This window comes from Rubrivivax sp. JA1055, from assembly GCF_020966565.1.
GTDB lineage: Bacteria > Pseudomonadota > Gammaproteobacteria > Burkholderiales > Burkholderiaceae_C > Rubrivivax > Rubrivivax benzoatilyticus.
In genome coordinates, this window is the sequence record NZ_JAJKFP010000007.1 from 38,206 (window position 1) to 58,284 (window position 20,079).

The 20,079-nt window shown below is 72.3% G+C and carries 21 protein-coding genes; 11 read left to right on the forward strand and 10 right to left on the reverse strand.

The genetic code is table 11. The features are described from left to right. From LOC65_RS16620 to LOC65_RS16630, 3 genes are all read right to left on the reverse strand, one after another. Entirely contained in the window at positions 1 to 828 is an 828-nt protein-coding gene (locus LOC65_RS16620; protein ID WP_230248747.1) for a metal ABC transporter permease, read from the reverse strand. 35 nt (positions 829 to 863) lie between these two features. Then, positions 864 to 1,604 carry a metal ABC transporter ATP-binding protein gene (locus tag LOC65_RS16625; RefSeq protein ID WP_230248331.1) on the reverse strand — a complete coding sequence of 247 codons (741 nt, stop codon included), beginning with the start codon at positions 1,602 to 1,604 and terminating at the stop codon, positions 864 to 866. A 172-nt stretch (positions 1,605 to 1,776) separates the two neighbouring features. Then, positions 1,777 to 2,166, reverse strand: coding sequence for a Fur family transcriptional regulator (locus LOC65_RS16630; RefSeq protein ID WP_230248332.1), 390 nt, complete (start codon positions 2,164 to 2,166; stop codon positions 1,777 to 1,779). A 154-nt stretch (positions 2,167 to 2,320) separates the two neighbouring features. On the opposite strand from LOC65_RS16630, the gene LOC65_RS16635 reads away from it, so the two are divergent. After that, on the forward strand, positions 2,321 to 3,805 hold the full coding sequence (locus LOC65_RS16635) for an alkaline phosphatase (protein WP_230248333.1): 1,485 nt from the start codon (positions 2,321 to 2,323) through the stop codon (positions 3,803 to 3,805). After that, a complete protein-coding gene (locus LOC65_RS16640) occupies positions 3,805 to 4,308 on the forward strand; it encodes a DUF1566 domain-containing protein (protein WP_009857028.1) in 504 nt (167 codons plus the stop codon). The genes LOC65_RS16635 and LOC65_RS16640 overlap by 1 nt, the downstream gene beginning before the upstream one ends. Here the strand turns inward: LOC65_RS16640 and LOC65_RS16645 are convergent. From LOC65_RS16645 to LOC65_RS16655, 3 genes are all read right to left on the reverse strand, one after another. Further along, on the reverse strand, positions 4,302 to 4,544 hold the full coding sequence (locus LOC65_RS16645; protein WP_009857027.1) for a SlyX family protein: 243 nt from the start codon (positions 4,542 to 4,544) through the stop codon (positions 4,302 to 4,304). The genes LOC65_RS16640 and LOC65_RS16645 overlap by 7 nt on opposite strands. A gap of 5 nt (positions 4,545 to 4,549) precedes the next feature. Then, positions 4,550 to 4,849 carry a hypothetical protein gene (locus tag LOC65_RS16650; RefSeq protein ID WP_230248334.1) on the reverse strand — a complete coding sequence of 100 codons (300 nt, stop codon included), beginning with the start codon at positions 4,847 to 4,849 and terminating at the stop codon, positions 4,550 to 4,552. A gap of 75 nt (positions 4,850 to 4,924) precedes the next feature. Then, positions 4,925 to 5,410 (reverse strand): HAD domain-containing protein, encoded by a 486-nt coding sequence (locus LOC65_RS16655; RefSeq protein WP_009857025.1) that lies wholly within the window; start codon positions 5,408 to 5,410, stop codon positions 4,925 to 4,927. A 165-nt stretch (positions 5,411 to 5,575) separates the two neighbouring features. Between LOC65_RS16655 and LOC65_RS16660 the strand changes: the two genes are divergently transcribed. Continuing rightward, positions 5,576 to 7,249: an AMP-binding protein gene (locus LOC65_RS16660; protein WP_230248335.1), complete on the forward strand. Its 1,674-nt coding sequence runs from the start codon at positions 5,576 to 5,578 to the stop codon at positions 7,247 to 7,249. Between the two features lie 12 nt (positions 7,250 to 7,261). Here LOC65_RS16660 and LOC65_RS16665 read toward each other — a convergent pair whose 3' ends face one another. Beyond that, the gene (locus LOC65_RS16665; protein WP_037290853.1) at positions 7,262 to 7,900 is read right to left on the reverse strand and encodes an exopolysaccharide biosynthesis protein; all 639 of its coding nucleotides are present in this window, start codon (positions 7,898 to 7,900) and stop codon (positions 7,262 to 7,264) included. Positions 7,901 to 8,087: 187 nt separating this feature from the next. Between LOC65_RS16665 and LOC65_RS16670 the strand changes: the two genes are divergently transcribed. The 7 genes from LOC65_RS16670 to LOC65_RS16700 all read left to right on the forward strand — a co-directional run bounded on the left by LOC65_RS16670 (position 8,088) and on the right by LOC65_RS16700 (position 16,951). Then, entirely contained in the window at positions 8,088 to 8,288 is a 201-nt protein-coding gene (locus tag LOC65_RS16670) for a hemin uptake protein HemP (protein ID WP_009857022.1), read from the forward strand. Between the two features lie 83 nt (positions 8,289 to 8,371). After that, positions 8,372 to 9,430, forward strand: a complete 1,059-nt coding sequence (locus LOC65_RS16675) for a ChuX/HutX family heme-like substrate-binding protein (protein ID WP_230248336.1) — start codon at positions 8,372 to 8,374, stop codon at positions 9,428 to 9,430. Next, positions 9,427 to 9,744, forward strand: a complete 318-nt coding sequence (locus LOC65_RS16680; protein ID WP_230248337.1) for a hypothetical protein — start codon at positions 9,427 to 9,429, stop codon at positions 9,742 to 9,744. Before LOC65_RS16675 ends, LOC65_RS16680 begins: the two co-directional genes overlap by 4 nt. Before the next feature lie 104 nt (positions 9,745 to 9,848). Further along, the gene (locus LOC65_RS16685; protein ID WP_230248338.1) at positions 9,849 to 12,119 is read left to right on the forward strand and encodes a TonB-dependent hemoglobin/transferrin/lactoferrin family receptor; all 2,271 of its coding nucleotides are present in this window, start codon (positions 9,849 to 9,851) and stop codon (positions 12,117 to 12,119) included. Further along, positions 12,119 to 16,135 carry a cobaltochelatase subunit CobN gene (cobN, locus tag LOC65_RS16690; protein WP_230248339.1) on the forward strand — a complete coding sequence of 1,339 codons (4,017 nt, stop codon included), beginning with the start codon at positions 12,119 to 12,121 and terminating at the stop codon, positions 16,133 to 16,135. The genes LOC65_RS16685 and cobN overlap by 1 nt, the downstream gene beginning before the upstream one ends. Before the next feature lie 16 nt (positions 16,136 to 16,151). Further along, entirely contained in the window at positions 16,152 to 16,637 is a 486-nt protein-coding gene (locus tag LOC65_RS16695; RefSeq protein WP_230248340.1) for a MotA/TolQ/ExbB proton channel family protein, read from the forward strand. Further along, the gene (locus tag LOC65_RS16700; protein ID WP_230248341.1) at positions 16,634 to 16,951 is read left to right on the forward strand and encodes a DUF2149 domain-containing protein; all 318 of its coding nucleotides are present in this window, start codon (positions 16,634 to 16,636) and stop codon (positions 16,949 to 16,951) included. Before LOC65_RS16695 ends, LOC65_RS16700 begins: the two co-directional genes overlap by 4 nt. Here LOC65_RS16700 and LOC65_RS16705 read toward each other — a convergent pair. Next, positions 16,927 to 17,439 (reverse strand): hypothetical protein, encoded by a 513-nt coding sequence (locus LOC65_RS16705; RefSeq protein ID WP_230248342.1) that lies wholly within the window; start codon positions 17,437 to 17,439, stop codon positions 16,927 to 16,929. The genes LOC65_RS16700 and LOC65_RS16705 overlap by 25 nt on opposite strands. 155 nt (positions 17,440 to 17,594) lie before the next feature. Between LOC65_RS16705 and bfr the strand changes: the two genes are divergently transcribed. Beyond that, complete coding sequence (gene bfr, locus LOC65_RS16710; protein ID WP_230248343.1) at positions 17,595 to 18,062, forward strand: bacterioferritin; 468 nt, start codon at positions 17,595 to 17,597, stop codon at positions 18,060 to 18,062. Between the two features lie 60 nt (positions 18,063 to 18,122). On the opposite strand, the gene LOC65_RS16715 is transcribed toward bfr, so the two are convergent. Both LOC65_RS16715 and LOC65_RS16720 read right to left on the reverse strand, forming a co-directional pair. Then, complete coding sequence (locus tag LOC65_RS16715; RefSeq protein WP_164963034.1) at positions 18,123 to 18,713, reverse strand: DUF4276 family protein; 591 nt, start codon at positions 18,711 to 18,713, stop codon at positions 18,123 to 18,125. Beyond that, positions 18,710 to 19,921 carry an AAA family ATPase gene (locus LOC65_RS16720; RefSeq protein ID WP_230248344.1) on the reverse strand — a complete coding sequence of 404 codons (1,212 nt, stop codon included), beginning with the start codon at positions 19,919 to 19,921 and terminating at the stop codon, positions 18,710 to 18,712. The genes LOC65_RS16715 and LOC65_RS16720 overlap by 4 nt, the downstream gene beginning before the upstream one ends. Positions 19,922 to 20,079: the final 158 nt, after the last annotated feature.

Genomic DNA, 20,079 nt, shown 5'->3' on the forward strand with positions numbered 1-20,079 from the left:
TCAGCGTTGCAGATGGTGGGCGGCCTGGAAACGCCGCACGAGCACGCCGTCGCGGCGGCCGAGCAGCACCGAACCGAGATAGGCCAGGCCGCAGACGAGCACGATGCACGGACCCGACGGCAGCTCGGCGTGGTAGCTCCAGAGCAGGCCGATCGCACCCGACGCGGCGCCGATCGCCGCGGCCACGGTGCACATCGCCGCCAGCCCGGCGGCCCAGAAACGCGCCGCGGCAGCCGGCAGCATCATCAGACCGACGGCCATCAGCGTGCCCAGGGCCTGGAAGGCGCTGACGAGGTTGGCCACCAGCAGCACCAGCAGCAGCGCGTGCACGGTGGCGCCGGGGCCGCCGACGCTGCGCAGGAAGCCCGGGTCGCAGCTTTCCAGCACCAGCGGGCGCCAGGCCAGCGCCAGCGCGAACAGCGTCAGGCTGGCAACGCCGGCGGTCTGCAGCAGCGCCGCGTCGTCGGCGGCGAGCACGCTGCCGAACAGCAGGTGCATCAGGTCGACCTGGCTGCCGCGCCAGGACACCAGCAGCACGCCCAGCGCCAGCGCGATCAGGTAGAAGGCGGCGAAGCTCGCGTCCTCGCGCTGCGGCGTGTGGCGCGTGACGAAGCCGGCGGCCAGCGCGACGATCAGCGCGGCGACGAAGCCGCCGGCGCTCATCGCCGGGAACGACAGCCCGGCGATCAGGTAGGCCACCGCCGCGCCCGGCAGCACCGCGTGGGCGAGCGCGTCGCCGGCCAGGCTCATGCGGCGCAGCACCAGCAGGCAGCCGATCGGCGCCGCGCCCAGCGACAGCGCGAGCGTCGCGACCAGCGCGCGGCGCATGAAGCCGAACTCGACGAAGGGTTGCAGCAGCTCGATCACGGCGTGGCCTCCGCGGCGCAGCGCGGCGCATGCGCGTCCCAGGCCTCGGCCATGCGGCGCGCGGCGCCCAGGTGCTCGTCGCACAGCACCTCGGCCGTCGGGCCCCAGGCGACCTTCTCGCGTGCCAAGAGCAGCGTGTGCTCGAAATGCGCACGCACCTGCTCCAGGTCGTGCAGCACGGCGATCAGCGTGCGGCCCTCGGCCTTCCAGCGTTCCAGCAGCGCCAGCAGGTCGGTGGTGGTGCGTTCGTCCAGCGCGTTGAAGGGTTCGTCGAGCAGGATCAGCGCCGCGTCCTGGACCACCAGGCGAGCGAACAGCACACGCTGCATCTGGCCCACCGACAGTTCGCCGATCGGCCGGTCGTCGAAACCTTCGAGGCCCACGGCGTGCAGCGCCTCGTGCACCTGGCGGCGCATCGCCGCGCCGACGACGCCGAAGCAGCCGATGCGCTGCCACAGCCCCATCGCGACGAACTCCTGCACCCGCACCGGGAACGAGCGGTCGATCTCGCCGGCCTGCGGCAGGTAGGCCACCCGCAGCGCCGGGTCGCGCTCGACACGGCCCTGGTAGCGCCGCAGCGTGCCGCCGAGCACCGCCATCAGGCTGCTCTTGCCGGCGCCGTTGGGGCCGACGATCGCGGTGGCGCTGGCGGCGGCGAACTGGCCGCTCAGGTGGTGCACCGCGGGGTGGCCGCGCCAGGCGACCGTCAGGTCGTGCAGGCGCACGGCGGCGGTCACTGGAGCACCCTTCGGCCCGTCGGCCGGTCCCGCCAGGCGGGAACGAGCCCCGGACAAGTCCCGAGGGCTCATGACAGCGCCCACGCGACGGCCGCCCACAGCACGGCGACGATCAGCGCCGCGCCGGCCAGCCGGGTCAGCGCCCCTGCCATCAGCATCGTGTTCTCCGGTCTCAGTTCGGTGCCGCGGGCGGCAGGGCGCAGTCGCGGCAGCAGCCGTACAGCGTCAGCTCGTGGTCCTCGACGCTGAAGCCCGGCGGCGCCAGGCGCGACAGGTCGCCGGGGCAGGCATGCACGTCGAAGACACGCTGGCAGCGCGTGCACTGGAAATGGTGGTGGTGGCGGTGCTCGGCGGCCTCGTAGCGCGGCACCTCGCCGGGCAGCGTCACGGTGCGCAGCAGGCCCTCGTCGACCAGCGCCTTCAGGTTGCGGTAGACGGTGGCGATGCCCAGCCCGGGCGCCGTGCGCTGCGCGCGCTCCAGCACCTCCTGCGGCAGCAGCGGGCGCGCGGCTTCGGCGATCGCGTCGCGGATCGCGGAGCGCTGGCGGGTGTTGCGTTCCATGGAGGGAGGCGGGGAGCAGGGCCTTAATGATATTGCTGTCGCAATATCAAGGCTCGCGACACGGGCATGGGCTAGGCTCGCGGCTCCCGCGAACTCCGAGCCTCCGCCGATGACCCGCCGCCCGACTCCCCCCGCCGTCCCGCCGCGCCGCACCGTGTTCGCTGCCCTGGCCGCCGCCGCGCTGCTGTCGGCCTGTGCCGCCGCGCCGTCCGCGCCGGCGCCTGCCAAGCCGAAGAACGTCATCGTGATGATCAGCGACGGCGCCAGCTGGAACACCTGGGAGATGGCGGCTCACTTCCGCGCCGGCGCCCGCGCCAACGATCTGCCCGAGTACCAGTTGCTGACCGAGCGCTGGGGCGTCACGACCTTCCCGCTGAACACCTCGACCAAACCGACGCACGACGCGACGCCGCAGGTGAGCTACGACCCGGCGCGCGCCTGGGACCCGAGCCCGGCGGCGCCGGTGCCGGGCGACGCCTACGCCACCGCGATCGCCGGCTACCAGTACCTGAAGCGCCAGTACACCGACTCGGCCGCCGCCGGCACCGCGCTGGCCTCGGGCACCAAGACCTACAACAACGCGATCAACGTCGACAACTTCGGCCAGCCGCTGGACTTCGCGACACGCATCGCGCGTGGCGCCGGCAAGGCCACCGGCGTCGTCACCTCGGTGCCGCTGGCGCACGCGACGCCGGCGGCCTTCGGCGCGCGCAACGCCAGCCGCAGCCGCATGACGGAGCTCGCGCGCGACATGCTGCGCGACGGCAACCTCGACCTGATCATGGGCGCCGGCCACCCCGAGCACGACGGCAACGGCGCCAGCGTGCTCGGCCTGTCGGCCGCCGACTGCGCCGCGCGCACGGCCTGTGCCAAACGCTGGGACGTGCTCGCCGAAGCCGAGTGGCGCGAGCTGCGCGCCGGCACGCTGCGCCCGGCGGGTGCCGAGCGGCCGTGGACGCTGGTCGAGGACCGCGCCGAGTTCGAGCGCCTGGCCGCCGGCCAGCGCCGTGTCGACGGCCCGCTGGTCGGCATCCCGCGGGTGCGCTGGACGCTGCAGCAGGCGCGCGAGGAAGAAGTGCTCGGCGCCGACCCGGCGCAGCCCAGCGGCGTGCGCCGCATCGCCACCGTGCCCGACCTGGCGACGATGGCCGGCGCCGCGCTGCGCCATCTGGAGCGCGACCCCGACGGCCTGTTCCTGATGATCGAGGGCGGCGCCGTCGACTGGGCGGCGCACGCCAACCAGGCCGGCCGTCTGGTCGAAGAGCAGACCGAGTTCAACGCCGCGCTGGCCGTCGTCGAAGCCTGGATCGCCGCCCACGGCGGCTGGCAGCAGAACCTGCTGATCGTCACCACCGACCACGGCAACGCGATGCCGATGGGGCCGCAGTCCGACCGCGTCGCCTTCCAGCCGGTGCCCAACGGCGGCGCCGGCGCGCGCCCGGCGCCGCGTTTCTGGAGCGACAACCACACCAACGAACTGGTGCGGCTGTGGGCGCGGGGTGCCGGCGCGGAGCGGTTCGCCGCCCACCAGCGTGGCCGCGACCCGCGTTTCGCCGAGGTCACCGGCCACAACGACGACGGCCGCTACGTCGACAACACCGACGTCTTCCGCGTCGTGAAGGCGGCGCTGGAGCGCTGATGCTTGCCGCCGCGCTGCTGCTGGCGGCCGCCGCCGGCGCGGCGCCGATCTGCCGCGACGGCCCGCGCCCGCCGCCGGCGTTCGTCGTCGTCTCGCCGGCGCTGGTCGACGACCCGGCGCGTGGCCTGCAGTGGCAGCGCTGCCCTTGGGGCCAGACCGGCGATGACTGCAGCGACGGCGCGCCGCGCCGACTGAGCGCGATGCAGGCCCAGGATCTGGTCGCACGCCTGGCGCGCGAGGGCTGGCAGGGCCGCCACGACTGGCGGCTGCCGACACGCGCCGAGCTGCGCACGCTGGTCGACGGCCACTGCGTGGACCCGGCGATCGACGGCCGCGTCTTCCCGGCGACACCGCCGCTGTGGTTCTGGAGCGCCGACACCGAGCCGGGCAACGACTACGACGCCTGGGCCGTGGACTTCCGCAGCGGCGACGAGGTGCTCGACGACCGCAACCTGCCCAACGCCGTGCGGCTGGTGCGCCGCCGGGAGGCCGCCGCTCAGTAGTGCGGCGGCAGTTCCTCGCGCAGGCTGCGCCAGGTCGCCGGCTCGGCGGCCGCGCCCTGGCGCTTCAGCTCGAGCAGCTCGCGAGTCAGCAGGTCGATCTGCTGCTGCTGGCGCACGACGACGGCGTCGAGCTTCTCCAGCAGGTCCTCGGTGAAGGCGAGCTTGACCTCGAGGTCTTCGAGCCGGCGCTCGACACGCGCCTCGTCCCCGGCCCGGGCGCGGCTCGTCGTGGCCATGGCGCTCAGAGGCTGCCGCCGCCCTCGCGGGCCAGCGTGTCGCTCAGGTCGTCGGGCGTCGTGCCGGGCAGCGGCACCTGCAGGATCTCGGGCGCGGTGGCGTCGGCGCGCTGCCACTCGAACTTCACCTGCGGCAGGCCGCCGTCGGCGTCGAGCGCGAAGCCGGCGAAACGGATGTAGCGCGCCTGCGCCAGCGCGGCCTTCAGCGCGGGGTCGCAGTCGGCGATCAGCGGGCCGCTGATCAGCTCGTCCATCGGGATGTCGGCGAACTGCTCGGCGATGCCGTCCAGGAATTCTTGGTCCATGCGCAAATCCTCGTGAAGCCGCGCATTGTCCGCCGCCCGGCGGCGCTCGCGCAGCGTCCGGGGCATGGGCCGGGCTCAGGCGCCCAGCGGCAGCGTGCGCCGCGGCGGCGGCGGCAGCACGCGCACCACGGCCTCGCGGCGCAGCGAGCGCCGGTGCAGCCGGCCGTGCAGCTCGGCGGCCTCGGCGGTGCCGAAGCGGCGGCAGGCCAGCAGCCGGTGGGCGTGGGCGTGGAACTCGTCGGCACGGTCGTCCACCGCCAGCCAGTCGGCGTCCTCGGCGTCGGCCTGGCGCAGCCAGTCGAGAATCTCGTCCTCGCGCCCCGGGCGCGACTGCGCCAGCGCGCCGTAGATCGGCGTCGTGCCGAGGATGCGGCCGTGCAGCGGCGCGCTGAACGGTGCACGCAGGCGGTCGATCGTCGTCCAGTGGCGGCGCTCGTCGGCCAGCACCACCCGCAGCTGCGGCCAGGCCTGCAGCACGGCCTCGAAACCGGGCAGCCCGCCTTGCGCATCCTCGGCGTCGGCCAGGCGCGTCAGGCACTCGGTGTTCACGAAGATCAGCATCGTTTCGCCTCCAGGAGCCCCCATGCTGGGCCTGGCGGATGGCAGCGCCGTGAACGCCGTGTGACAGCCGATGCCCCGAAGCGGTGCGGCGATTTGACTTCGCTCATGCTCCGTCATCGCCGGGCGAACCCGGCATGCACGCGCTGTGCGACCATCGCCGGCCTCATGTTCAAGCCCTGGCTCGCCCACTATCCGGACGGCATTCCGCCGGAAATCGACGTCGGCTGCCACGCGTCGCTGGTCGACGCGCTCGCCGACGCCTGCACCCGCTTCGCCGATCAGCCCGCCTTGTGGTCGATGGGCCGCACGATGAGCTACCGCCAGCTCGACGAGGCGAGCCTCGCCTTCGCCGCCTGGCTGCAGCACGGCGCCGGCCTGGTGCGCGGCGAACGTGTCGCGCTGATGATGCCCAACCTGATGCAGTACCCGGTGGCGCTGCTGGGCGTGCTGCGCGCGGGGCTGGTCGTCGTCAACGTCAACCCGCTGTACACGCCGCGCGAGCTGGAGCACCAGCTGCAGGACTCGGGCGCCGCGGCCATCGTGGTGCTGGAGAACTTCGCGTCCAAGCTGGAGCAGGTGGTCGCGGCGACGCGGCTGCGCGCCATCGTCACCACCGGCGCCGGCGACCTGCTCGGCTTCAAGGGCCACGTCGTCAACGCCGTCGTGCGCCACGTGAAGAAGATGGTGCCGCCGTGGCGGCTGCCGGGTGCCGTCGGCTTCAACCAGGCGCTGGCCGCCGGGCGCCGCCGCGCGCTGTCGCCGGTCACGCTGGGCCACGACGACCTGGCCTTCCTGCAGTACACCGGCGGCACCACCGGCGTCGCCAAGGGCGCGATGCTGACCCACGGCAACGTGCTGGCCAACGTGCTGCAGGTGACGGCCTGGCTGGCGCGCGACATGCAGGACGGCCGCGAGACCGTCGTGCTGCCGCTGCCGATGTACCACGTGTTCGCGCTGATGGCGTCCTTCGTCTTCCTGCGCAAGGGCTCCAAGCTGGTGCTGATCCCGAACCCGCGCGACATGGGCGAGATGCTGAAGACGCTGCAGACGGTGCCGTTCACCGGCATCGTCGGCGTCAACACGCTGTACCGCGCGCTGCTCGACGCACCGGGCTTCGCCCGGGTCGACCTCGGCGGGCTGAAGCTCGCGGTGGCCGGCGGCATGGCGGTGCAGCACGTCGTCGCCCAGCGCTGGCGCGAACGCGCCCGGGTGCCGCTGGTCGAGGGTTACGGCCTGACCGAGGCCTCGCCGGTGGCGATCGCCAACCCGGTCGACGTGCACGAGTGGAGCGGCACGATCGGCATGCCGATCCCGAGCACCGATGTCGTCATCGCCGACGACGAGGGCCGCGCGCTGGCGCCCGGGAGCGTCGGCGAGATCCGCCTGCGCGGCCCGCAGATCATGCGCGGCTACTGGCAGCGGCCCGAGGAGACCGCCGAGGTGCTGACCGCCGACGGCTGGCTGCGCACCGGCGACATGGGCACGATGGACGAGCAGGGCAACATCCGCATCACCGACCGCAAGAAGGACATGATCGTCGTCTCGGGCTTCAAGGTCTTCCCGAACGAGGTCGAGGACGTGCTGACGATGCACCCCGGGGTGCAGGAAGCCGGCGCGGTGGGCGTGCCCGACGAACGTTCGGGCGAGGCGGTCAAGGTCTTCGTCGTGCGCCACGACCCCGAGCTGACCGAGCGCGAGCTGCTGGCGCACTGCCGCCAGCACCTCACCGGCTACAAGATGCCGCGCCAGATCGAGTTCCGCGAGCAGCCGCTGCCGCGCACCAACATCGGCAAGATCCTGCGCCGCGAACTGCGCGACGGGCCGCCGCCGGCGCCCTGAGTCGGCGCCGGCTCAGCCGCCCAGGCCCAGCACCTGGGTGGCGAAGTAGACGGCGCCCTTGACCATCGCCCAGACGACGCCGGAGACGACGACCGCGGCGACGACCGCCGCCACCGCGCCGGCGATGACCCAGACGCCATCGCGTTCGAGCACGCCGAGCGCGAACAGGCTCACCGCCAGCGCCGGCAGCATGTTGCCCAGCGGCACCGGCAGCACCAGCACGCACGACAGCAGCAGGCAGACGAGGCCGATCAGGTACTCCATCGGCGGCGCCGCCAGCGTGCTCCAGCGCGGCTTCAGCAGGCGTTCGGCGCGCGCCAGCCATGGCGACACGCGCGTGATCAGGCGCTCGAAGTCGGCACGCGCCATCGAGCGCGACGCGATCACCCGGGGCAGCCACGGCTTCAGGCCGAAGGCCAGCTGCGCGGCGAGGAAGATCAGCGGCGCCCCCAGGATCGCCGAGGTGCCCGGCGGCGTCGGCAGCACGTTCGGGAAGGCGAATACGAACAGCAGCGCCGCCAGCGCGCGGTCGCCCAGCGCGGCCAGCAGGTCGCCGACGGCGACACGTTCACGCGAGTCGTCGCGGGCGAGCTGTTCGAGCATCGCCGACAGCGGCAGGCGGGCAGGGGCGTCGAGCGGGAAACGGGGCATCGGGACGGGGAACGGTCGGCGGCAGGCGATGTTGTAACGGTTCGCCGCGGCTCCGAGCCCGCGGCGGCCGCTCAAAAGGGCTTCGTGCCGGCTGCGGCGTGGTGTCCGGGCCATCGACACGGCCTCAGGGGCTTGTTAATGAGAATGGTTCGCATTAGAGTGCGGCTTCGGACACAGGACACCCCCGATGCAACCCGATTCTCGTGACCCCCGGCCGCCGGCCGCCCAGCCGCCGCTGCGTGCCGCCGCCTCCTGCGCCGCGGCCCGCCGCCCGCGCTGGACCAGCGCCGAACTGTTCGCCGGCGCCGAGGAGATCGAGATCCAGCATGGCGAGGCCGTCTACCGCATGCGCATCACCTCGATGGGCAAGCTGATCCTGACCAAGTAGTCCGCGCCGTCTTTCCACCGCAGCACCAGCCAGCGATCCGCCAGCACGTGCGCCCCGATGTCCAGGAGCGTTCCGTGCACACGATGTCCTCCGTTCCCCGGGTCCTCCAGGGCCTGACGCTGCCGCCGTCGGGCGTGCGCGCCCCCGCGCTGCGCCGCGTCTTCGGTTCGCTGGGCGGCGCCAGCGCCGCCGGCGCCGCGCTGCAGCGCTGCGACGCGGCCGCCGCGCTGGGCGTGCGGGAGGCCGAACTCGTCGCCGCCCACGCCGGCTGCTTCGACCGGGCCGAGTCGCCGCTGGCCGCGCGCCGGCTGCGCGTGCGCCGGCGCGACATCGCCGCCGCGCTGGCGCGGTTCGGGCCCACCCGCACCGTGGCGGGCCACCGGGCCTGCCGCGTCGAGCGCCAGGGCGCGGCCCAGGCGCCCGAGCGCTGGGCGCACGCCTTCGCGCTCGAGCAGCGCGGCGCCGACGGCGGCGTGTTGCGCAGCCTGCAGTTCTTCGACGCCGCCGGCGACAGCCTGGCCGAGCTGACGCCGCTGGACGCCGGCGGCGTGGCCGCCTGGTTCGACCTCGTCGAGGCCTGCGCCTGTTTCGAGCCGGCACCGCGGCCGCTGGTGGCGCGGCGCGTGCGCGCTGTGCGTGCCGCCGCGCCCGTGCCCGCCGACGCCGCGACGCTGCGCCAGGTTTGGAGCGCGATGCGCGGCCCCGACGGCTTCGAGCGGCTGCTGGCGCGCTTCGCGCTGGCGCCGGCCGAGGCCTGCCGCCTGGCCGGCCCCGACTTCGCGCGCCGTGTCGCGCCGACCAGCGCGCACGAGCTGCTGGCCGCCGCGGCCCAGCAGGGCGTGGGGCTGGCCGTCGAGGTGCCCGGCGCCGGCGCCTGCGGCGGCGACTGGCGCGCCGTGCGCCAGGCCCGCGGCTGGACCGAGGCCGAAGCCGGCGGCGTGCGCCTGCATCTTCGCGAGGACGCGGTGGCCGAGGCCTGGCTGCTGGCCTGTCCGTCGCGGGCCGGGCTGCGCCAGACGCTGCTGCTGCTGGACGCCGCCGGCGCGCCGATCGCCCGCCTGGGCGACGACGCCGGCCCGCGCCGCGAGCGCTGCGGCTGGCGCCGCCTCGTCGCCCAGCTCGACGCGGAGCTGCAGGCATGAACACGCCGCTGCCGCGAACCGCTGCCGTGCACGCGCTGGCGCGTGCCGAAACCGGCGCCGCGCTGCACGCGCTGCAGCACCGCGCCGACGCTGCCGAGGCCGACGCGATGCGCCTGCGTGCGTTGCTGATCCGGCGTGACACCGAGATCGCCCAGCTGCGCGACGAGCTGCGCCTGCTGCACGTCGAGACGCCCGACCTGCGCACCCGGCTCGAGCTGGTGCGCGAGAACCGCCGCCAGGCCGAGCAGCTCGTCGCGCTGCGCCGCGCGCTCGGCGGCGGCGCCTGGCGCGCCGAGGGCCGCTTCGGGACCTGAGTCCCCGTTTCCCCGTCTCCCTGCTCTTCCTCCGATCGCCAGCCACCACGCCCGCCTCCGGGCGCCGGCCGCCAGCCCGTTGCCATGACACAAGAAAGACCACCATGTCACAGCCCCAGGGTTCGCGCCGTGCGCGCCGTTTTGTCCTTCAGCCGCTGAGCCTGGCCGCCGCGGCGCTCGCCGCCAGCCTGGCGCAGGCCCAGACCGCCCCTCGCGGCGAGCTGCTCGCCCAGGCGCCGCTGCCCAAGGTCGTCGTCTCGGCCACGCGTGTCGAGGCCAACGAAGACGAGGTCGCGGCCACCGCCAGCGCCGTCACCGCCGAGGAGATCGACCGTCGCGGCGCCAACGACATCCAGGACCTGCTGAAGCAGGAGGCCGGCGTCGCGGTGCGTTCGCTGCCCAACCGCAGTTCGGCGGCCTTCTACAACACCGGCCGCGGCGGCAACGAGGGCATCAACATCCGCGGCCTCGAAGGCAACCAGGTGATGCTGCAGGTCGACGGCGTGCGCCTGCCGATGCTGTACTCCAACGGCCCGTTCTTCGCCGGCCGCGGCGACTACATCGACGTCGAGGCTTTCAAGCGCGTGGAGCTGCTGCGCGGGCCCTCGTCGGCATCCTATGGCTCGGACGGCCTGGCCGGCGCGGTGAGCTTCGTCACCAAGGACCCGTCGGACCTGCTGCGCGACGGCGAGACGCATGCCGAGTCGCTGAAGCTCGGTTACCGCAGCGTCGACGACTCCTGGGTCGCGGTGCCGACCTTCGCGCTGCGCACCGAAGGCGGCACCGAGGCGATGCTGCTGGCCAGCCTGCGCCGTGGCCACGAGGTCGACAACCGCGGCGACAACGACGCGAAGAACAACACCCGCACCACGGCCAACCCGCAGGACACACGCTCGAACTTCCTGCTCGCCAAGCTCGAGCAGCGCCTGGACGCGCGCCAGAAGCTGAAGTTCAGCGCCGAGCACATGAGCCGCCGGCTCGACAGCGAGATCTACACGCTGTTCGGCGACCCGATGTACCCGACGACGACCGACGTCGAGGCCGCCGAACGCATCCAGCGCACGCTGCTGAAGGCCGGCTACGAGTTCAGCGACCCGCGCGCCGCCTGGTTCCAGCGCGCCAGCGGCACGCTCTACCTGCAGGACAGCGAGAACCGCCAGCTCGGCTACGAGGCCCGCTCCAACACGACGAACTGGAACAGCCGCGACCGCGACACGCGCTACGGCGAGAAGACCGTCGGCGGCAGCCTGCAGTTCGAGTCCAACTTCGGCACCGAGGTCGCGCAGCGCATCGTCTGGGGCCTGGACGCGTCGACGACCGAGGTCACGACGATCAGCAAGGGCGGCAATCATCTGAACGGCGTTCCGAGCACGCAGACGCCGTTCGTCGAGAAGAAGAACTTCCCCGACACCGACTACCGACTGATCGGCGCCTTCGTGCAGGACGAGATCTCGCTCGGCCGGCTGGCGCTGATCCCGGCGCTGCGCTGGGACCACTTCAAGCTCGACCCGGAGCGCAACGACCCGCTGGCCAGCGCCAACAACGCCAGCACGCCGGTGGCGCTGTCGGGCAGCGAGTTCTCGCCGCGGCTGGGCCTGGTCTGGAAGTTCTCGCCGGCGCTGCGCGCGGTGGCCAACCTGGCGCACGGTTTCCGCGCGCCGACGCCGTCGCAGGTCAACGGCGGCGTCACCAACCTCAACGCGAGCACGCCCTACATGTCGATCGGCAACCCCGATCTGAAGCCCGAGACCAGCGACACCGCCGAGTTCGGCCTGCGCGGCGAGAGCGGCGCGCTGCGCTGGACTGCGACGGTGTTCAAGTCGCGCTACAAGAACTTCATCGAGGCCGGTGTCGAGGTCGGCGGTGCCGGCACCGTGCTGGACCCGCTGATCCTGCAGGCCGTCAACCTGAACCGCGTCGACATCCGCGGTGTCGAGGCGACGCTGGACTGGGCCGTGCACCCCGGCTGGACGCTGTCGGCGCGTTATGCCCACGCCCACGGCGACAGCCGCGAAGGCGGCGTCGAACAGGCGCTGGAGAGTGTCGAGCCCGACAAGCTGGTGCTCGCCGTCAAGCGTGAGGTCGGCCACTTCGGCACCGAGTTCGCCGTCACCGCGATGAAGCGCCAGGGGCGCTACGTGCCGGTCGACTCGGCCGGCACGCAGTACGTGCCCGGCGGCTTCGCCGTCGCCGATCTGTCGATGTGGTGGCTGGTGCGGCCGGACACCGAACTCGTCTTCGGCGTCACCAACCTGTTCGACAAGAAGTACATCCAGTGGGCCGACGCCCGTGAGCTGACGACCACCACGCGCGCCGTCGATGCGTTCACGCAGCCCGGCCGCAACGTCAACGCCAGCGTGCGCTACCGCTTCTGATGCGCCGCGACGCCAGCCCGCCGGCCTCGCGCCGGCCCTGCCAGCTCGCCGCCCCGCTCGCCGCCGCCCGCCGGCGGCTGGCGGCGGCGGCCGTCGTGCTCGCCGCCTTGCTGCTGCTGCTCGCGCTGCCGGCGCAGGCGGCGCGCGTGCTCGTCGTCACCACCTCGCCGGTGCCACCGGCCAAGCTCGCGGCGCTGGCACGCGCCGGCGGCCCGCTGGGGCTGGACATGCAGGCCCGCTACGTCGAGAAGCTGACGACGATCGACGCCACGCTCTGGGACGGCGCCGACCTCGTGCTGCTCGATGCACCACGCGCCCACATCGAGGCCTGGATGCGCGAAAAACTCGCGCCCGCGCTGCCGGCACTGGAGCGCCGCCGCCACGTCTGGCTGTCCACCGCCGAGGCGCGCCCGCAGGGCGTGCCGGCCGATCTGGCCAAACGCCTGCACGCCTACTACGTCAACGGCGCCGGGCCCAACCTGCGCCACTTCGTCCAGACGCTGGACGACTGGCTGGACGGCCGGCCCTGGGGCGGTCACCCCGATCCGGTCGTCTTCCCGGCCAGCGGGATCTACCACCCGAAATACCCCGGCCTGGTGACCGCATCGACGCGCGACTACCTGGCGTGGAAGGGCGTGGCCGCCGACGGCCAGCGGCCGCCGGTCGTCGGCATCGTCTTCCACCCGCAAAGCGTCGCGGCCGAAGAGACCGAGCTGCTGGACACGCTGATCTCGCGCCTGGAAGCGCAGGGCGCCGTGCCGCTGGCCTTCTACACGCCGGTGCTCGACGCCGACGCCGTGCGCCGTGTCGCGCTCGTCGACGGCCGGCCGGTGGTCGACGTGCTGATCAACACCCAGATCACGCTGAGCCCCGACGCCCGTCGCGCCGAGTTCGAGGCCCTGGGCGTGCCGGTGATCCAGGCGATGAACTACCGCCGCGGCGACACCGCCGCCTGGCGCGCCGACCCGCAGGGCGTGCGCATCGACGACGTGCCGTTCTACCTGTCGCAGGCCGAGACCGCCGGCATCACCGACATCCTGATCGCCTCGGCCAACGGCGGCGCCGACGAACGCCTGGAGCCGATCGCGCCGCAGGTCGACGCCGTCGTCGCCAAGGCGATGAAGCTCGTCGCGCTGCAGCGCAAGGCCGCGGCCGACAAACACGTCGCGCTGTTCTTCTGGAACTACCCGCCGGGCGAGAAGAATCTGTCGGCCTCGTTCATGAACCTGCCGCGCAGCCTGGTGGCGACGCTGGCGGCGCTGCGCCAGGCCGGCTACACCACCGAGACCCAGGACGAGGCGGTGCTGACGGCCTCGCTGCAGCGCCTGCTGGAGCCTGCCTACCGCCCGGCCGCCGACCGCGAGGTGCTGGAGCGATTGCTGCGCGACGGCTTGGCCGACTGGCTGCCGGTTGCGCGCTACCGCGCCTGGCTGGCGAGCCTGCCTGCCGAGGTCGGCGCACGCATCGACGAACGCTGGGGTGCGCCCGAGAAGTCCACCTGGATCGTGCGCCGCGGCGGCCAGGACGGTTTTGTCGTGCCGCGGCTGCGCCTGGGCGGCATCAGCCTGCTGCCGCAGCCGCCGCGCGGTGAACGTGGGGAAGACCGCGAGAAGGCCATCTACCACTCGACCAGCGCCGTGCCCTCGCACCACTACTACGCCGTCTACCTCTGGGCGCGCGAGGCCTTCGCCGCCGACGCGCTGGTGCACTTCGGCACGCACGGCACGCAGGAGTGGCTGCCGGGCAAGGAGCGCGGGCTGTCGGTCTTCGACGACGCGCTGCTCGCCGTCGGCGACGTGCCGGTGGTCTACCCGTACATCGTCGACAACATCGGCGAGGCGCTGCAGACCAAGCGCCGCGGGCGTGCCGTCGTCGTCTCGCACCAGACGCCGGCGCTGGCGCCGGCCGGGCTGCACGACGCGCTGACCGCGCTGCACGACGCGCTGCACCAGTGGCTGGCGCAAGGCGAAGGCCAGGTGCGCGACGCGCTGCGGCGCCAGATCACCGACGGCGTGAAGCGCGAACGCATCGCCGCCGACATGGGCTGGAGCGAAGCGCGCGTGGAGGCCGACTTCCCCGGTTTCATCAGCGCGCTGCACGACCATCTGCACGAACTGGCGCTGACCGTGCAGCCGGTCGGCCTGCATACCTTCGGCCGGCCGCCCGAGGAGCGCTGGCGCCTGGCGACGGTGATGGAGATGCTGGGCCGCGAGACCCTCGTCGCGCTGGCCGCGCCGGGCGAAGAGGCCGACGAGGTGCTGGTCGGCGACTGGCGAAAACTCACCGAGACCGCCACCTACCGCCGTTTGCACGAGTTCATCGTCGAAGGCGCCGACACCGCGGCGCTGCCGCCCTCGCTGCGCGAAGCGCTCGAACGCGGCCGGCGCTGGTATGCCGACCTGGGCGCCGAAGGCGAACTCGCCGGGCTGCTGGACGCACTCGCCGGGCGTTACCGGCCGACCAGCTACGGCGGCGACCCGATCAAGAACCCCGACTCGCTGCCGACCGGGCGCAACCTCTACGGCTTCGACCCCTCGCGCGTGCCGACCAAGGCCGCCTGGGACGCCGGCAAGCAGGCGCTGGAGCAGCTGGCCGCCGCGCACCGAGCCAAGACCGGCCGCACGCCGGCCAAGCTGGCGTTCACGCTGTGGTCGGTGGAGACGATGCGCCACCAGGGCCTGCTCGAAGCGCAGGCGCTGTGGGCGCTGGGCGTCGAGCCGGTCTGGGACGCCGGCGGGCGGGTTTCCGACGTCAGGCTGGTGCCGCGCGCCGCGCTGGGCCGGCCGCGCATCGACGTCGTGCTGTCGGCCACCGGGCTGTACCGCGACCACTTCCCCAACGTGATGCGCCAGCTTGCCAAGGCGGCCAGGCTCGCGTCCCAGGCCGACGAAGCCGACAACCCGGTGGCGGCCAACGCGCGCCGCATCGCCGCCGGGCTGCGTGCACGCGGCCTGGACGCGGCGGCCGCCGAACGCGCCGGGCAGACGCGCGTCTTCTCGTCCGAGTCGGGTCGTTACGGCAGCGGCCTGGACGATGCGGCGCTGGCCACCGACACCTGGAAGACCCAGGCCGAAGGCGACCGCAAGCTGGCGACGCTGTACCTGTCGCGCATGCAGTACGCCTACGGGCCCGACGAAGGCGAATGGGGCCAGGCCGGCGCCAAGGGAAATCTCTACGCCGAGCACCTGAAGGGCACCGAAGGCGCGGTGCTGGCGCGCAGCTCCAACCTCTACGGCATGCTGACCACCGACGACCCGTTCCAGTACCTGGGCGGGCTGTCGCTGGCCGTGCGCCACCTCGACGGCAAGGCGCCCGAGCTCTGGATCAGCAACCTGCGCGGGCCGGGCGCGGGGCGGGTCGAAGGTGCCGCCGAGTTCCTCGCCAAGGAGCTGGCGACGCGCAACTTCCACCCCGGCCACATCAGCGGCCTGATGGCCGAGGGCTACGCCGGCACGCTGCAGGTGCTCGACGGCATCAACAACTTCGCCGGCTGGCAGAGCGTGGCGCGCGAGATCGTGCGCGACGACCAGTGGCAGGAGTTCATGGACGTCTACGTGCGCGACAAGCACCAGCTCGGCATCCGCCGCTGGTTCGAAAGCCGCAACCCGCAGGCGATGGCGCAGGTCATCGAACGAATGCTCGAAGCCGCGCGCCTGGGCCAGTGGAAGGCCGCGCCGGAGAGCGTCGCCGAGCTGAAACAACGCTGGCGCGAACTGGCCCAGCGCCACGACGTCCGGCCCGACAGCGCCGCGTTCGCCGCCTTCGTCGGCTACGGCCTCGCGCCGCAGCCGGCCGCGCCGGCGCCCGCACCGGCCAAGCCCGCCGAAGCGGCCGCCGTTCCCCCCGAGCCCGCTGCGGCACGGCCCCCGGTCGAGGGCCTGCTGCTCGAACGTGTCGCCCCGCCGCCGGCCGAGGCCTCGCGCGCCGCGCTGGCGCTGGCCGCCATCGCGCTGGCGCTGGCCGGCGGCGCGCTGCGCGGCCGGCGCTCCCGTTCCTCTCTTTCGTTCGCCACCTGAAGGCAGCCCACACGCCATGAACCACGCACTCGAATCGACCATGTACGACGTCGCGCAGCTCTTCCTGCTGCCGACGCTGGCGCTGATCGCGCTGCTCTTCCTCTACGCCTTCTGGGCGCTGGGCGAGTTCGCCACGCTCGCCTGGCAACGCCGGCGCGGCGGCGGCCGGCCGCTGCTGGCCGCCGACCGCGCCGCCGGCGGCCTGAGCGACGACGCGCTGGACCTGCACGCGCACCGGATGCTGGAGACGCAGCGCATCGCCAGCCGCGTGACGCCGATGCTGGGGCTGGTCGCGACGATGATCCCGATGGGCCCGGCGCTGAAGTCGCTGTCCGACGGCAACCTGGCGCAGGTGTCGCAGAACCTCACCGTCGCGTTCTCGGCGGTGATCCTGGCGCTGATCGCGGCGTCGATCACCTTCTGGGTCGTCAACGTGCGCCGGCGCTGGCTGGCCGAGGAACTGGTCGAGATCGCCACCGCACGCGGCAAGGCGGTGGCATGAAGCTGCTGCACGAACCGCAGGACGACGACCCCATCCTCTCGGTCGTCAACCTGATCGACATCTTCCTCGTCGTCATCGCCGCGCTGCTGATCACGGTGGCGCAGAACCCGCTGATGAACCCGTTCTCCAAGCGCGACGTCACCGTCATCACCGACCCGGGCAAACCGAGCATGGAGATGGTCGTCAAGAAGGGCGAGAAGATCGAACGCTACAAGGCCAGCGGCGCGATCGGCAGCGGCGACGGCGAGAAGGCCGGCGTCGCCTACCGGATGAAGGACGGCGCCATCGTCTACGTGCCCGAAAGCGGCTCCTGAGCGGCGCGGCGCCAGACGGCGGCCGCACCCGAACACAGCAGCAGCGCCAGCAGCAGCGCGAACACCAGCACCGCGCCGCCGCGCCCGGCCGGCGCGACGCAGCCGACCAACTGCACCAGCCAGAAGACGAAGGCCGCGACGTAGGGCAGGAACAGCGTCCAGCGCGCGGCCGTCAGCGCGCCGGGTGCGCGGTGCGCACGCACCATTCGCCAGTGCGGCGCGGTGACGAAATGCTGGTCCAACGCCCGCCACCAGGCGATCAGGTTGCGCGACAGCACGACCTCGATCGTGCCGGCGACGACGCTCAGGCCCAGCCCGGTGGCCGCCAGCAGCGTCGGCGACGGCGGCGGTTCGGCGTCGTAATAGACCTTGGCCAGCGCCGCGATCGCGCCCAGGAAGAAGGGCAGCGCGATGAAGCGGATCGAGCTGTGTGCGCGGATGAAGGCCAGCGTCTCGCTCACGGCGTCGTCGGCCGGATCGTGCGGCATCGGGACCTCGCGAAGGCGGCGGACGGCGGTCCGGGCGCCCAGTGTCGCGCGCCGGCGCGGCCCGCGCGTCGCGGCGAACCCGCAAAACCGGCGCGAGCAAAGACCGCGTCGCCGGCGTACGATTTGCGCGAATTGCCCCGCCAGGAGACAAGCCGATGCAAGGCCACCCCGCCATCCTCGACGCGCTGAACGCGCTGCTGGTCGACGAGCTTGCCGCCCGCGACCAGTACTTCATCCATTCGCGCATGCTGTCGGAATGGGGCCTCACCAAGCTGGCCGACCGCATCGGCCACGAGATGGAAGACGAGACGGCGCACGCCGACGCGCTGATCCGCCGCATCCTGATGCTGGGCGGCACGCCGCGCATGACGCCCAGCGCACTGGACGTCGGCCACGACGTGCCGTCGATCCTGCAGAGCGACCTGGCCGTCGAGCTGCGTGTCGTGCAGCACCTGCGCGAGGTGATGGCGCTGTGCGAGAGCGAACGCGACTACGTCACGCGCGACATCCTGCTGCCGATGCTCGATGACACCGAGCAGGATCACGCCCATTGGCTGGAACAGCAGCTGCGCCTGATCGGCCTGGTGACGCTGCCGAACTACCTGCAGAGCCAGATGGCCTGAGCGCCGCGTTTTGCGTTGTTTGTCGGCGTCCTGGGGGCGACCCAGGGGCGCGGTGATCGCTCAGGCCGCTGCCGCAGCTACCCGGTCCCATTCGGTGCAGAGTTTGCGGAATGAGCGGCTGTTGTCGAAAGCCTGCGCAAGGTCCATCTTGGCCGAGAAGGCAGGCTGATCGGTGGTCTCGCCGTAGCTGCCGGCGCTCATCCTGAGGCGCATCCAGCCTTTTGCATCGCGTGGCGTTTCCGCGGCAGTGGTTTCCTGTGGGTCGAAGCGGAATCCGCGGTGTCCGTCCAGTGATTGCGCGGCGGCGATGAACCAGGCCTCGTACTCGCGGTTGGCGAGCACCACGGAGATCCGGCGGTGTGGCACGACGCGTCTGGCACGCTCGAGCACCATGGCGGCCGTCTCGGCCGGGCAGTCGTCGTCGGCGTCGAAGAGCACGAGGATCCAGTCGCCTTCGCCCGACTTCCTGGCTGCGAGCAGCAGATGGCGCTCGAACTCCTCCGCCCGGTTCAGGAAGCGATCGCGCCGGACCCGGATCGGCTGCGCGATCTCGGCATAAACCCCGGGCGAACGCCATTGCGCGATCCGCCGCAGCAGCACCGGCAACGCGGTGACCTCGCCGTCGCCTTCGACGATCGACACGACCTTCATCGGGCCAGGTCGCCGAAGAGATCTGCCTGACGCGCCTGCTGTTCCGCCAGCACCTGCCGATCGGGCGCCAACTGATTCAACCTCAGCAGTTCACCCGGCGAGAACAGTTGCTGCCGAAGGACGTCCCGCGAGGCCTCGTCCAGCGGCGCGATGCGGGTCTCGCCACCTTCGGAGGCCACGGCGAGAAACGAGTCGGCAGGGATGTCCCGGTCGTCGAGCAGGTCGGGGCTGTGGCTGGTGACGATGATCTGCGTGTTCTGCGAGGCCCGCGACAGCGCCTCTCGCAGCGCAGAACTGGCGGCCGGGTGCAATGCGGTCTCCGGCTCCTCGATGCCGACGAGGCTGGGCGCGTAGTCGCGGTTGGCCTGGAACAGCGCGACGAGAACTCCGAGCGCACGCAAGGTGCCGTCCGACATGTTCTGTGCCAGGAACCGCCAGGGATGGTGAGCTCCGGCCATCTCCTGGCGGAACTCCAGCGTTTCCATGTGGCCGACCTGCTTGCGTTCGATGCCTTGAACCGTGGGGACCACGGTCTGCAGGTACTCCTGGATGATGGCTGTCTGGTCGGAACCGACGCGTTCCAGGTGACCGATGACGCTGGCGATGTTCTCGCCCGCCGGCTTGAGCAGTCGCCCCTCCTGCGGCTTCTGCAACTCGCGCATCAGCTTCGGATTCAGGTTGTAGAAGCCCATCGACGACAGCGCGTCGAACACCGGGCGGAACACTGCGAGGCCTGACGCCGCCACCAGCGCCAGGCGGTCCGAGGTGACGGTGGGGAAGGTGCTCTCGCTGCAGTCGCGCAGCCTGCCGCGGTCGATCCGGTAGAACGGTCCGCGGCCGATGCCGCCAATGACGCATTCCTCGGTGAAGACCTCGTAGCCGCGGTCCTTCAGTGCGCCGATGTTGAAGGCGTACCAGCCGCACTGGCCGCTGGGCAGCTCGAACTCCAGCCGGATGCCGAAGTGCGTCGGGTGGCCGTTCGAGCGCCGCCTGACTTCGTTCAAACCACCGCGTTCGTTGATGGCGTTGTCCAGCGAACCGTTCAGCGCATCGCGCACCAGATGCAAGGCGTCGAGGAAGTTGCTCTTGCCCGAGCCGTTGACCCCGACGAGGTAAGTCAGCGCGCGCAAGCGGACATCGCAATAGCCGATGCTCTTGTAGTTGCGCAGGATGACGCGTTTCAGGAAGGTCCTGGGGTTCGGTGTCATGGTCGTCGTCGATGCGCCCATTGGATGCCGGGATCTGTCCAGCCCGGCGCCGGGTTGACGGGAAGTCGTCCAGCGGGCTCTGGTCTCGGTCCGGCATCTTAGGGGCAGTGTGTGCACCTTCCGTCGTCGACTGTCACGTTCACGCACCGAGAAAACGA